The 13,210-nt window shown below is 31.4% G+C and carries 12 protein-coding genes; 8 read left to right on the forward strand and 4 right to left on the reverse strand.

The genetic code is table 11. The annotated features are described in order from the left end of the window. Window positions 1-6 precede the first annotated feature (6 nt). Together AC3IF2_RS02890 and AC3IF2_RS02895 are read right to left on the reverse strand one after the other, a co-directional pair. On the reverse strand, window positions 7-807 hold the full coding sequence (locus AC3IF2_RS02890; protein ID WP_489165519.1) for a glycosyltransferase family 2 protein: 801 nt from the start codon (window positions 805-807) through the stop codon (window positions 7-9). Beyond that, on the reverse strand, window positions 797-1,720 hold the full coding sequence (locus tag AC3IF2_RS02895) for a glycosyltransferase family 2 protein (RefSeq protein ID WP_489165520.1): 924 nt from the start codon (window positions 1,718-1,720) through the stop codon (window positions 797-799). The genes AC3IF2_RS02890 and AC3IF2_RS02895 overlap by 11 nt, the downstream gene beginning before the upstream one ends. A 102-nt stretch (window positions 1,721-1,822) precedes the next feature. Here AC3IF2_RS02895 and AC3IF2_RS02900 point away from each other — a divergent pair, with 102 nt between their 5' ends. The 6 genes from AC3IF2_RS02900 to AC3IF2_RS02925 all read left to right on the forward strand — a co-directional run bounded on the left by AC3IF2_RS02900 (window position 1,823) and on the right by AC3IF2_RS02925 (window position 8,209). Then, entirely contained in the window at window positions 1,823-2,473 is a 651-nt protein-coding gene (locus tag AC3IF2_RS02900; protein ID WP_489165521.1) for a class I SAM-dependent methyltransferase, read from the forward strand. After that, on the forward strand, window positions 2,473-3,033 hold the full coding sequence (locus tag AC3IF2_RS02905) for an L-threonylcarbamoyladenylate synthase (protein WP_489165522.1): 561 nt from the start codon (window positions 2,473-2,475) through the stop codon (window positions 3,031-3,033). Before AC3IF2_RS02900 ends, AC3IF2_RS02905 begins: the two co-directional genes overlap by 1 nt. Window positions 3,034-3,038: 5 nt before the next feature. Further along, entirely contained in the window at window positions 3,039-4,463 is a 1,425-nt protein-coding gene (locus AC3IF2_RS02910; RefSeq protein ID WP_489165523.1) for a CCA tRNA nucleotidyltransferase, read from the forward strand. Window positions 4,464-4,570: 107 nt separating this feature from the next. Beyond that, the gene (locus AC3IF2_RS02915; RefSeq protein ID WP_489165524.1) at window positions 4,571-5,818 is read left to right on the forward strand and encodes an ABC transporter permease; all 1,248 of its coding nucleotides are present in this window, start codon (window positions 4,571-4,573) and stop codon (window positions 5,816-5,818) included. A gap of 1 nt (window position 5,819) precedes the next feature. Continuing rightward, a complete protein-coding gene (locus AC3IF2_RS02920) occupies window positions 5,820-7,079 on the forward strand; it encodes an ABC transporter permease (protein ID WP_489165525.1) in 1,260 nt (419 codons plus the stop codon). Between the two features lie 23 nt (window positions 7,080-7,102). Then, window positions 7,103-8,209, forward strand: a complete 1,107-nt coding sequence (locus tag AC3IF2_RS02925; RefSeq protein ID WP_489165526.1) for an efflux RND transporter periplasmic adaptor subunit — start codon at window positions 7,103-7,105, stop codon at window positions 8,207-8,209. A 218-nt stretch (window positions 8,210-8,427) separates the two neighbouring features. Here AC3IF2_RS02925 and AC3IF2_RS02930 read toward each other — a convergent pair whose 3' ends face one another. Continuing rightward, window positions 8,428-10,212, reverse strand: coding sequence for a GmrSD restriction endonuclease domain-containing protein (locus AC3IF2_RS02930; RefSeq protein ID WP_489165527.1), 1,785 nt, complete (start codon window positions 10,210-10,212; stop codon window positions 8,428-8,430). A gap of 125 nt (window positions 10,213-10,337) precedes the next feature. Further along, entirely contained in the window at window positions 10,338-10,844 is a 507-nt protein-coding gene (locus AC3IF2_RS02935) for a flavodoxin family protein (protein ID WP_489165528.1), read from the reverse strand. Between the two features lie 106 nt (window positions 10,845-10,950). Between AC3IF2_RS02935 and AC3IF2_RS02940 the strand changes: the two genes are divergently transcribed. After that, window positions 10,951-11,808, forward strand: a complete 858-nt coding sequence (locus tag AC3IF2_RS02940) for a PPK2 family polyphosphate kinase (RefSeq protein WP_489165529.1) — start codon at window positions 10,951-10,953, stop codon at window positions 11,806-11,808. An 8-nt stretch (window positions 11,809-11,816) separates the two neighbouring features. Continuing rightward, window positions 11,817-13,205 carry a M20/M25/M40 family metallo-hydrolase gene (locus AC3IF2_RS02945; protein ID WP_489165530.1) on the forward strand — a complete coding sequence of 463 codons (1,389 nt, stop codon included), beginning with the start codon at window positions 11,817-11,819 and terminating at the stop codon, window positions 13,203-13,205. The last annotated feature ends 5 nt before the right edge of the window (window positions 13,206-13,210 follow it).

Genomic DNA, 13,210 nt, shown 5'->3' on the forward strand with positions numbered 1-13,210 from the left:
ACAAAGCTATTTTAAATACTTATCAATTCCGTTTTTACACCAAGTAAGTTTGTTGTCAATACTATTTTGCTGAATATCATCATTTTGATCTAAACGAGCTCGAGAATTTTCTTTGTGAAAAATATGATAAACAATTCCTCTGTAACGAATTCGCTTCCCCAAAACACCATTGTTAATTAGACGAACGATCAATTCTGAATCTTCTCTTCCCCATCCTTTAAAATCTTCATTATAACCATTTATTGCAATAATATCATCTTTCCAAAACGAAGTATTGCATCCTCTAAATTTATGTGGTAATTCATCAGTTTTTTTAAAGAATCTGCTAAACAAAGGGATGTGTAAAGTTCTTGTTCTTTTTTTGATTCCTTTAGAAAATAGATTAAAATTTGTCTTTTTAGAATTAAATAATTCAGTGAGATATTCTTTTTGAATATTTACCCTAGACCCAAATAAATAAGTGTCTTTAGACATTAGTTTTAGATGATCAGAGACAAATTCTTTATGCAATATGCAATCACCATCTATTTGAATGATATATTCTGAATTGCTTGCCGCTATTGCTTGATTAAGGATAATCGCTTTTCTAAATCCATCATCTTTATGCCAAAAATGTCTTACAGGTATTGAAAATTGGTTTTTGTAAGACTCAATCAATTGTTTTGTTTCATTAGTTGAACCATCATCAGCAATTAAAATTTCGCTTGGTAATATTCTTTGCCTTTTGACACTTAATAATACTAAATCTAAAGCTTGAGGCCAGTTATAAGTGGAAATAAGTAATGATGTTGTAATACTATTCTTCACCTAGAAAGACAATTTGTTGTTGTTGTTTTAATGAATTTTCTAAATATTTCCCAGATAAAATAATACCAGTTAAATTCCAATATTTAGGTTTAAAAATACTTTTAAAGAATATTCTAATTAAAGTATAAAATCTAATGATAGAATATTTAATATAATTATAATTCTTCCTTAATAAGTATAACTGAGATATTTTTAGTTCTTTTCTAATTAGATAATTGTTAGGTGTGCTTTCTCCATGTAAATGGATAAATTTTGTTTCTGGATATAAATAGCTTTTATACCCTTTTTGTTTTAGTCTATAACAAACATCCATCTCTTCGTAATACAAAAATAAATTGGTGTCAAAACCACCTATTTTATCGAATTTTTGAGCATCAAAAAACATAAAACAACCTTGAATAAAATCAGCTGAAACTGTTTCAGCATAAATTTTATTTTCTCTTTTTACCTTATTCGAAGTTAGTTCAACTAACCATCTTCCAAATAGTTCTTTCCTAATTCCATGAAAATAGTCAAAACAAGAAACAGGTTTCTTTTGTCCGTTCAATTGTTGAGGTGTTGAAACACCAGCATCTAGATTGCCTTCCATAAATTTAATCAAAGAAGAAAAACAATCTTCTATAAAAACGATGTCATTATTTATATAGGCCAAATATTTACCAGAGGCAAATTGAGTTCCAAACATATTACCCCCACCAAAACCTGTGTTTATAGTACTTCTAACGACTTTAACAATTTCTTTATAATCTGATAAAATAGATTTTAAATTGTTATAATCATCAATTTTTGAGCAATTATCTACAACTATAATTTCATATTTAATGTTAATAGGTGTGTGTTCTATAACTGATTTAACAAAGTCTAAAGTAAGTTGACTGTTGTTGTAATTTATCGAAATAATGGAAACATCCATAAATAGTACCCTTTCTTAGGAGGCAAATTTAAAAAGAATCAAAAGATATATGTAAAGTTATTTGTTTATTTGCATTTTAGGTAAAGTAACGTATTAGATTATATGGATTACAATAACAAACCAGACGATTATTATAGTAACGATAGACAAGAAATGTTAGATTTCTTACCTAAAGATGCTAAGAAAATTCTAGATGTAGGCTGTGCTGATGGTGCGTTTGCTAGCATTGTAAAAAAAATGAATGATGCTGAAGTGTGGGGTATTGAATACATGGATGCTGAAGCAAAAAAGGCTGAAAGATTATTAGACAGGGTTTTTTCTGGACCTTGTGAAGACTTTATAGATGAATTGCCAGAGAATTATTTTGATGTGATTTATTTTAATGATGTTTTAGAGCATTTAGTTGACCCTTACATGGTCTTAGATAAAATAAAGAATAAACTTTCTAATAAAGGTATTGTTATAAGTTCTATACCAAGTATACGGTATCACAATGTCTTAATACCATTATTGTTTAAAAGAAAGTTTGAATACGAAAGTTTTGGTGTGATGGATAAAACCCACATGCGCTTTTTTACAGGAAAAAGTATTAGAAATATGTATGAGAATTTAGGTTATGAAGTTGTTAAGCATCATGGTATAAATGGTAGTAGATCTATTAAACCAATTTTATATAATATACCTCTTTTGTTCACTGCAATGGATATAAAATACCCTCAATATGCTACCGTTGCTCGAGTAAAAAATAGTTAGTGAAGACCGAATTAAAAAATACTCTAGAGTTTTTAGATGAAGGTAAAGTGATCTTATACCCAACTGATACCGTTTGGGGTATTGGCTGCGACGCCACTGATGAGGAAATCGTTGCTAAAATTTATAAGATTAAACAGCGTGAAGAAACCAAGAGTTTAATCATTTTAGTTGATTCTTTAGAGATGTTGCAAGATTATGTAAGCAAAATGCCTAAACAGATTTTCAATATTTTAAAAGATCAAGAAAAACCTACCACTGTTATTTACAATGCTCCTAAGAATTTAGCGAGCAACGTAATTGCAAAAGATAATACGATAGCTATCAGAATTGTGCAAGACGAATTTTGCCAAAAACTTATTTCAAAGTTTGGTAAACCAATAGTTTCTACATCAGCAAATATTAGTGGTAACCCAACCCCAAAGTCATTTAAAGAAATAGATACTTCTATTTTGGATGCCGTTGATTATGTGGTAAATTTGCATCAAGAAAAAATTTCAACACAATCTTCGAGAATCATTAAGTTTAATGAAGAGGATAAGGTTGAAATTATTAGAGACTAAAATCTATGCAGCACACTTTTTATAAGGAAGCTATTTCGTCTAAAATTTTTCAGATAATAAGCAAGGCTTCTAATCAATTAGGGTTAGAGAGTTATGTTATTGGCGGATTTGTACGTGATCATATTTTAAAAAGAGGTGATGCAAAGGATATTGATATAGTAGCAATCGGTAGCGGTATTGAATTAGCAAAAAAAGTAGCTTCATTATTACCAAATAATCCTAAAGTACAGGTTTTTAAAACCTATGGAACGGCGATGTTACGATATAATGATATCGAATTAGAATTTGTAGGTGCGCGAAAAGAATCTTACTCAAAAGATAGTAGAAATCCGCATGTAGAAGAGGGTACATTAAAAAATGATCAAGATCGTAGAGATTTTACTATTAATGCTTTAGCTATAAGTTTAAACGATAACAATTTTGGTGAATTATTAGATCCTTTTAATGGAATTCAAGATTTAATAGATAAAATAATTCGTACACCACTTGATCCGGATATTACATATTCAGATGATCCATTGCGGATGTTACGTGCAATACGATTTGCAACTCAATTGAATTTTAATATTGAAGAAAGATCCTTAAAAGCAATTACGAAAAACGCTTCGAGGATAGATATAATTACTCGCGAACGTATAGTTGATGAGTTAAATAAAATTTTATTAACTAAAAAACCTTCAATAGGGTTCAGATTATTAGAAGAAACTAATTTATTGCAGCGTATTTTACCCGAACTAATTGCTTTAAAAGGCGTTGAAGAAGTAGAAGGGCAAAAACACAAAGATAATTTTTATCACACTTTACAGGTTGTAGATAATATTGCACAGAACACTGATAATCTATGGTTACGTTGGTCGGCTTTGTTGCACGATATTGGTAAAGCACCAACAAAAAAATTCCATAAAAAAATTGGATGGACGTTTCATGCACATGAGTTTGTAGGTTCTAAAATGGTTTACAAGATATTTAAACGCTTAAAAATGCCGTTGAACAATAAGGTAAAATATGTTCAAAAAATGGTATTGTTAAGCTCACGTCCTGTTATTCTTGCTGAAGAGGTGACAGATTCTGCAGTACGTAGACTTATTTTTGATGCAGGTGAAGATATTGAAGATCTTATGACACATTGCGAGGCTGATATCACTACAAAGAACCCTAAAAAACAAAAGCAGTATTTAAATAATTTTAAGCTTGTTCGTCAAAAAATAAAAGAAGTAGAAGAACGAGATCGTATCCGAAATTTTCAACCACCTATCTCTGGTGAACTCATTATGAAAACTTTCAATCTAAAACCATGTAGAGAAATTGGTCAGATTAAAGAAGCTATAAAAGATGCAATTCTTGAAGGAGACATTCCCAATAAGTATGATGAAGCTTATCAATTCATGATTCAAGAAGGAAAGAAATTAGGACTTAAAAAAGTTGGGTAAAAAATATTTTTTAAAAATCTATTCTTTACTGTAACAAATGTCAACCTAACGGCGTCTATTATAAAAGCAACTCTCTATTAACTGTAATTAACCAAAATAGATCACAAATGTTCGACATCGATCGATGGCAAGAAATATTTGATACTATTCGTAAGAATAAGTTGCGCACTTTCCTAACTGGGCTTTCTGTGGCTTCTGGTATATTTATCCTTGTAATTTTATTAGGCTTTGGTCAAGGCTTCCAAAATGGTATTAAAAAAGAGTTTGAAGCAGACGCTACAAATCGCGTTTGGGTATGGACTCAAGTAACTACTAAAGAACATAATGGCTTAAATCCTGGTAGAACCATCCAATTAAAAAATGAAAATTTTGAATATTCTAATAACGCTTTCGCTGAAGATTTAGAATATAAATCTGGTGTTTTTAGAGTAAGAGGAGTATCCATAAATTATAAGCAAGAATCAGGTTCTTATGGTATTCAAGGTGTGAGCCCTGATTATCAAATGATTGAAAATATGAAAATGATTTCTGGTCGCTATTTAAATCAGTTAGATATGGATGCTGGTTTAAAAGTGGTAGTGATCAGTAAGAAGATCAAAAGAGAGATGATGAAGAAAGTTGAAAATCCGTTAAATGAATATTTACAACTTTCTGGAATCAATTTTAAAATTATAGGTGTGTATGCTGATGAAGGTGGTGAACGAGAAGAGAATAGAGTATATATACCAATGACTACCGCACAAAATGTTTTTAATGGGCAGAATAAATTGAATAATATGTCATTTACTTTAACCCCACAGGAAACATTTGACGAATCCGTTTTTGCTGCGAATAAGTTTACTGAAAAACTAAAAACATATTTAAAAAAGACCCATCAGGTTGCACCAGATGACAATAGTGCAATAAATGTTTATAGTGCGGAAGAGGAAGCAAAGCGTTATTTTACTTTAACAAATAATATTGCTATGTTTTTTTGGTTTGTTGGTATTTGTACGATTATTGCTGGTGTTGTTGGCGTGAGTAATATTATGCTCATTATAGTAAAAGACAGAACTAGAGAAATAGGTATTCGTAAGGCTTTAGGCGCTAAGCCTTGGTCGATTGTAGGAATGATTTTGCATGAAGCAATTTTTGTAACGGCAATTTCTGGTTTTGCAGGATTAATATTTAGCATGGGCTTGTTAGAAATCGTTGGTCCCAATGTTGAGGTAGATTATATATCGAACCCAACAGTAAATTTTTCAATAGCCATGACTATGGTTGTTTTATTAATAATAGCTGGAGCAATAGCAGGATTTTTCCCTGCATGGCGTGCAGCAAAAGTACAACCTATTGTAGCCCTTAGAGACGAATAATATGTTTAGTAGAGATCGCTGGAAAGAAATAATCGAAGTATTGTCAGGTAACTGGTTTAGAACTGTATTGACAGCTTTTGGTGTGTTCTGGGGGATATTTATATTAATCATTTTACTGGCAGCGGGTAAAGGATTTGAAAATGGTGTAAATATGGAGTTTGGTGACACAGCTACAAATACCATGTTTATGTGGACTAGAACTGCTACAAAAGCCTATCAAGGTATGCCTAAAGATAGACGCTTTAGTTATCGCCTTTCTGATGTAGAGGATATTAAACGAAATGTTCCTGATCTTAGATATGTATCACCAAGAAATCAGTTAGGTGGCTTTAATGGCTCTAATAATGTAGTGCGAGGTATTAAAACGGGAGCTTATGATGTGTATGGAGATTATCCTGAAATTATTAAACAAGAACCTATGGATATCACTTCTGGTAGATTTATTAACTATAATGATATCAACCAGAATAGAAAAGTTGCAATAATTGGTGAAGGTGTACGAAATGAATTGTATGAAAAAGAAGAAGAAGTTTTAGGAAGCTATATAAAGATTCAAGGTGTCAATTTTATGGTGATTGGCACTTATAAAAAGAAGAATAGTGGTGGCGATGGAGAAGAAGATCAAAAACAAGTATTTGTTCCTTTCACAGCTTTTTCTCAAGCATTTAATAAGGCAGATAGAGTAGGATGGATGGCTATAACTGCTGTTGATGGTAAACCAATTACTGATATGAAAAAGAAGATATTCGATATTGTAAGAAAAAATCATAAAATTCATCCAGATGACGAAAGAGCCGTTGGTCATTTTGATTTGCACGAAGAATATAGTCGTGTTCAACGCCTTTTTGTAGCCATAAGAGTAATCGCCTATTTTGTAGGGACATTGGTGTTATTATCGGGTATCATTGGTGTGAGTAATATTATGCTTATTGTTGTAAAAGAACGTACTAAAGAGATTGGTATTCGAAGATCTTTAGGTGCATCACCATGGAACATTAGAAGTCAGATTTTAACTGAATCTGTATTTCTAACTATTATTTCTGGTATGGCAGGTATCGTATTTTCATCCTTACTTATTTATTTAATTAACATGGCATTAGAAAGTAGCGGACCTGTAGATATGTTTGCAAACCCAAGTGTGAATATTGGTGTGGTGTCAATTGCTCTAACCATATTAATTATTTCAGGATTATTAGCAGGTTTTATTCCTGCCCAAAACGCTATTAAGATAAGACCTATAGAAGCTTTAAGAACAGATTAATAACAAAACTAGAAACGACTAAAATGAAAAAATCAGTAACCATATTTATATTAATTTTTATTGTTGTCACATTTGCAGGGGCGATGTATTATTTGTATTCAAAAAATGCTGAAGACCCGGTGGTTTATAAAACCGAGAAACCATCTAAGCAATCTATTGTTAAAAAAACTGTTGCTACAGGAAGCATTTTACCACTAGAAGAAGTGTTAATAAAGCCAAATATCTCTGGTGTTATTCAAGAAGTATATGTTAAAGGGGGTGATATGGTAAAGAAAGGAGATCTACTTGCAAAAATTAAGGTGATACCTAACCTTACATCATTAAATAATGCAAAAAATCAGATTCAGACCAATAAGATTGCTTTAGATAACCAGAAGCTTAATTTCGATCGTCAAAAATCGTTATTTGAAAAAGGAGTAATATCTAGACAAGATTTCGAAAATGCAGAAGTTAGCTACAAGCAAGCTCAACAAGATTATAATGCAGCAAATAGAAGTTACGATATTGTGCGTACAGGTTCAACGAGAGGATTGGGTAGCGCAGCTAACACATTAATAAAAGCAACAGTTTCGGGTATGGTTTTAGAGGTGCCGGTTGAAGTAGGTAATCAAGTAATTGAAGCTAATAATTTTAATGAAGGTACAACCGTTGCTTCTTTGGCCGACGTAAATAAGTTGATTTTTGAAGGTAAAATAGACGAATCTGATGTAGGTAAAATAAAGGAAGGTTTACCATTAGAAATTACTGTTGGTGCAGTTGAAAACACAAAATTTGATGCAGTATTAGATTATATAGCCCCAAAAGGAAAGTTAGAAAATGGCGCTATCCAATTTGAAATAAAAGGAACACTAAATAAACAAGACACCACTTTTGTACGTGTTGGTTTAAGTGCCAATGCTTCTATTATCTTAGCAAGAGCAGATAGCGTTTTAGCTATTAAAGAAGCTTTGGTGCAATTTGATAAAGACACAAAAGCACCTTATGTTGAGGTGAAAAATGGCGAAGGCTTTGATAGAAAAGACGTGACTTTAGGTGTAAGTGATGGTATACATGTAGAAATTAAAGAAGGAGTTGCTAAAGATGATGCTATTAAAGTATGGAATGAGATAAAAGAAGAAAAGAAAGGATGATAGCTTATTTTAGAGTTTCGCTTATCGGTCGTGTATAAGAACAGTAGGGCAGAAAAAACGACGAACCATTCGGTTAGACACAAGCCGAATTTTTAAATTTTAATTATTATCTTTTTTCTCAATAAGCCAAATTTAAAAATTTGGCGACCTCTAAAAGTGCTGTGAATATTGGGTTAAGCACCAATTGCCCTATTGTTTTTATACGTTGTTGTATGCAGTTATTTTTTCCATATTTTGTCCGATATTCCAGAACTCAATTTTTCACTCGCATTTTTTAATTCCAGTAATAATGGTTCAATCGCATCGAATCTGTTCTTTAAAAATCCGAAATAGTCTAAATCATAATCTCCATTAATTAACTTTTCAGTATCTCCAATGTAATGTGTACTTAATGATTGTTTAATGTTGGAATTTTTAGTTTTTAATTCGCCCAAGTAAGTTTTTGGTGGTTTATTGCTGATTTTGATATTCTCAATTTTGTTAATCCTAACTTTATTTAAAATAGTGTCTGAAAAATCAAATTCTGCTGAATCTTTACCAAATTCAGTTTCTATATAATCTGATGGGAAAATATGATGAACATCTACTTTTTCATTGAAACTAACATCTGCAAAATTATTCAGGTTTTTAAATGGTGTTTTGCTCCACATATAGTAATTCAGAGCCATAAATTTTGCATTTGATTTACTATCTATTTTTTTGAGTTCGTCAAATGAATAATCAATTCTGATTTTTTGCCAATATGTTTTATCTGGAAATTTATTTTGTGCTAAATTTTTCATTATGTCACAATCTTCTTTAATAACGACATTGGTTGAACCGTGTCTTGCACCTCCATATCTTGTGTCTAAAATTGAGCCATAAAACCAAAATTTAAGCAAATCAAGTTGTTTTTGACTTGCTTGAGAAAATTCTTTATGCTTTAGGTTTTGGTAAAACGATAGAATTGGTAAGAGCATAGTTTTGTAAGGGATTTGCTCAACATTAAACAACCAATTATTTTCAATTAGCCAACCTTGTATTGTAGATAAATCCTTTACAGTATCTGCCCAGTATTTATTAAAATGCGAACCGTTTAAATCTTTTAAAATGGATTTTTTTGTTACTGCATCGTTGGCAACATAATTTATATATCTTACTGATGAATCTACTAATTTCTCATTAAAGTAAGTATGTGTTTTAACAGCATTATCAATCTCACTTCGCAAATTAAATTCTGTATAAACTTTAGCTGTTATAATATCAGTAAAAGAAAGTGTTAAACCTTGTGAGTTACTACGCTCAAAGTATAAGCAGAATTTTTCAATGCTCATATCAAGTAATTGAACTGAAATTAAAGTTTTCTGTTTGAGAATCGAAGAATTAAAATCGGATTTCAACTGGATTGCAAAATCTCGAAGTACTTCTTTTTTCTCATTGTCTAAAGAAAAAGTATCAAGAATTGGGTTTATGTATTCATCTAAAAAAGGTGTTTCTCTATTATTTCTCGCTTCGTATAAATCTTTTAGACTAATAAACAAAGTCTTTTCGTCTGGTTTGCTTGAATCAAAACCATCTACATACTCGTCATAACTGACTTTTATTTTTTTATTCTCATAATCATAGTAGTCGTCTGACAATAGTGTGTCGACATCTTTAAATAAAAGATTTACAACATCTGGTCCTTTAAGAGTTCTGTAAATAGAAGTAGCTCTTTGTTGCCCATCTAAAATGGTGTAAATATCATCTATCTCAAATTGTTGTTCTGTATATTTTTCTGGAATTGGTCTTCTTTTTTTTGAGCCTCTTTCTCGTAAATCCAATTTTTTACAGGCTAAATCAAATTGTGGTTTCGAAAGAATTAAAGAGCCAATAAATAAGTCCTTAAAAATAGAATCAAATAAGGTTTCAGATTTTTCTAAAGGCCATTTAAAATCTCTTTGAAATTCAGGAAGAAGTAGCTTTCCGTTGTCATACATTGTTATTAATTCCTCAATAGATTTGGTTGGTCTTGAACTACTCATATTTTGATGTTTCTTCTATTTTTGATGGTTGGGTTTAATTGCATACAATGTTTAGATATGGCTCCGTTTCAATGAGCTATATCGGTCGATAAGCGAAGTTAGCCGAAAAGAAGTTAAGAATCAAGTTAAATTAACGCTCTAAAGGCATCAATTATTTTTTTAACTTCACTGTTGATCTTTCCATTTTCAACCCAAGTATGTATATCACCTAAATAATGCATCCCTAAATAATCAGCAGACGCTACAAAGGGCATTTCAAAACCTTCTTTTAGATCATTAGCATTATTAACACTTATCATAGCCATATTTTTACCTCGTAATTGTCTCCCAAGTTCTTTTTCTATGGTTAGTAAATCAGATATCCTGTCAAAAAATACTTTTAAGATGCCACTCATGCTATACCAATAAACGGGTGTAACAAAAACGATAGTGTTATAAGATTTAATAATCTCTTCCATTAATGTAAGAAAGTCATCATTTCTATTTTTATGGTCATAATCGTAATGACTAATATTCTTAGTTTTAAGATCTATAATATCAAATTGCTCATTAAAATTTAGATAGTTTATAACTGTATTAGTGTCACCATCACTTCTTGAACTTGCCTGAATTAGTACTGTCTTATTTTTCATACTATAAAAGAATTATTTTTAATTTGTTTAGCTCAAGAAATTGTATAGATATTTCTAATAAAAGAAAAGGTATTATTTATATCTTTAGCTTTCATTTTTACAATTTATGAGCACAGATAAATACAGAGTTGATAAGAAGGTTGACTTAAAGAAAATAGCTACTAAAGAGGTTAATAATGATGCGAAAAAGAAGTTAAAAACCTTACGTAAAGAGCTAAGCGAATTACAAGATAGAATGTATGCTCATGGTAAATACAGTATGCTAGTTTGCTTGCAAGGAATGGATACTGCGGGTAAAGACAGTTTAATTCGTGAAGTTTTTAAAGACGTTAATGCTCGTGGAGTGGTAGTGTATAGTTTTAAAGTACCTACAGATAAAGAGTTAAAACATGATTTTTTATGGCGTCATTATATAGCTTTACCAGAGCGAGGTAAAATAGGTGTTTTTAACAGAACACATTACGAAAATGTTTTAGTTACTCGTGTTCATCCAGGTTATATTATGGGAGAGAATATTCCTTCTGTAAAAAGTGTGAAAGATCTAGATGATAGTTTTTATCATACAAGAATGGAGCACATTAATAATTTTGAAAAGCATATTGCCGAAAATGGCACCATAGTTTTAAAATTCTTTTTACATCTTTCAAAAAAAGAACAAGCGAATAGATTATTACGTAGAATTAATCTTAAAGAAAAAAATTGGAAATTTTCTGCTGGAGATCTAAAAGAACGAAAATTATGGGATAAGTATCAAGAGTGTTATCAAGATTTATTAAATCGAACTTCAAAAAAACATGCGCAATGGTATATTGTTCCTGCAGACGATAAACCTACGGCCAGATTAATAGTTGCTAAGACAATAGTAGATACACTTAAGCAATATAGAGATATTAAAGAACCCGAACTTGATGCAGAAACTAGAAGTCAGCTAACCGAATTCAAAAAACAATTAGAAAACGAGTAATTACATTTATGAAACTTATATTAAAACTAGCAATTATTTTTTGTTGCCTAACAGTCACCGCTCAAACAAATCAATTTAAACAAGATTCTGCTGAGATTAAAAAAATATTTAATGAATCACTCCTTAACGGGAAAAGTTACAAATGGCTTCAATACCTTTCTACCAGAATTGGGCATAGATTATCTGGCTCTGAGGGCGATAAAAAAGCTGTAGCCTGGACAAAAGCTGAATTAGATAAATTAGGATTAGACAAGGTATGGTTGCAACCTGTTACTGTACCACATTGGGTAAGAGGCGAAAAAGAGGAAGCTCGAATTGAAACGAATTTTGGCAACTATGAAGTATCAATATTAGCTTTAGGAGGATCAATAGCAACTTCAAATGATGGTGTTAAAGCTGAGGTAATAGAGGTAAAGAGTTTAAAGGAAGTAGAAGAATTAGGTGAGAAAGTAAAAGGAAAGATTGTTTTTTATAATAGGCCTATGCCTGCAGATAAGATTGAAACCATGCGAGCTTATGGTGCTAGTGTAGATCAACGCTATAGCGGCGCTAGAGTAGCAGGTAAATATGGTGCAGTTGGAGTTATTGTACGCTCTATGAATCTAAGTATCGATAATCACCCTCATACTGGTGTGATGAGTTATGGAGAAAATACTGAAGCTGAAAAAATACCTACAGCAGCTATTAGTACAAATGGAGCAGATTTATTAAGCACACTTCTTAAGCAGAAGGAGAAACTAAAACTTAAATTTTATTTTAAACAAAATTGTAAAAATTTGCCAGACGCACAGTCTTACAATGTGATTGGTGAAATAAAAGGTTCAGAATTTCCTGAAGAAATTATTGTGGTTGGAGGGCATTTAGATTCTTGGGATGTTGGTGATGGCTCTCATGATGATGGTGCTGGTGTAGTGCAGTCTATGGAAGTTATCCGATTGTTTAAAGAATTAAAAATTAGACCTAAAAGAACATTAAGAGTTGTGCTTTTCGCCAATGAAGAGAACGGATTAGGAGGTGGTAAAGAGTACGCAAAAGTTGCTAAAGAGAAGAATGAAAAACATATCGTAGCTCTAGAATCAGATTCTGGTGGATTTACGCCTAGAGGTTTTGGGTTTACATGTAATGATGCCAATTACCAACAAGTTCTAGGTTGGTCACATCTTTTTAAGCCTTATAACCTACATATTTTTGCAAGAGGAGGCGGAGGAGCAGATATTGGTCCTTTAAAGAAAGATGATAACGTTATTTTAGGTTTACGACCAGATTCTCAACGCTATTTTGATTATCATCATACAGAAATAGATACGTTCGATAAAGTAAATAAGCGCGAGCTAGAATTAGGTGCGGCTTCTATGGCTTCTATCATTTATATGTTCGATAAATATGGTATTAAATAGAATTA

Source organism: Maritimimonas rapanae (genome assembly GCF_057837205.1).

Bases quoted from the DNA above. Each gene is read 5' to 3' on its own strand.
- AC3IF2_RS02900 (WP_489165521.1), top strand. From the start codon at position 1,823: ATGGATTACAATAACAAACCAGACGATTATTATAGTAACGATAGACAA.
- AC3IF2_RS02920 (WP_489165525.1), top strand. From the start codon at position 5,820: ATGTTTAGTAGAGATCGCTGGAAAGAAATAATCGAAGTATTGTCAGGT.
- AC3IF2_RS02895 (WP_489165520.1), bottom strand. From the start codon at position 1,720: ATGGATGTTTCCATTATTTCGATAAATTACAACAACAGTCAACTTACT.
- AC3IF2_RS02945 (WP_489165530.1), top strand. From the start codon at position 11,817: ATGAAACTTATATTAAAACTAGCAATTATTTTTTGTTGCCTAACAGTC.
- AC3IF2_RS02935 (WP_489165528.1), bottom strand. From the start codon at position 10,844: ATGAAAAATAAGACAGTACTAATTCAGGCAAGTTCAAGAAGTGATGGT.
- AC3IF2_RS02930 (WP_489165527.1), bottom strand. From the start codon at position 10,212: ATGAGTAGTTCAAGACCAACCAAATCTATTGAGGAATTAATAACAATG.
- AC3IF2_RS02910 (WP_489165523.1), top strand. From the start codon at position 3,039: ATGCAGCACACTTTTTATAAGGAAGCTATTTCGTCTAAAATTTTTCAG.
- AC3IF2_RS02940 (WP_489165529.1), top strand. From the start codon at position 10,951: ATGAGCACAGATAAATACAGAGTTGATAAGAAGGTTGACTTAAAGAAA.
- AC3IF2_RS02915 (WP_489165524.1), top strand. From the start codon at position 4,571: ATGTTCGACATCGATCGATGGCAAGAAATATTTGATACTATTCGTAAG.
- AC3IF2_RS02925 (WP_489165526.1), top strand. From the start codon at position 7,103: ATGAAAAAATCAGTAACCATATTTATATTAATTTTTATTGTTGTCACA.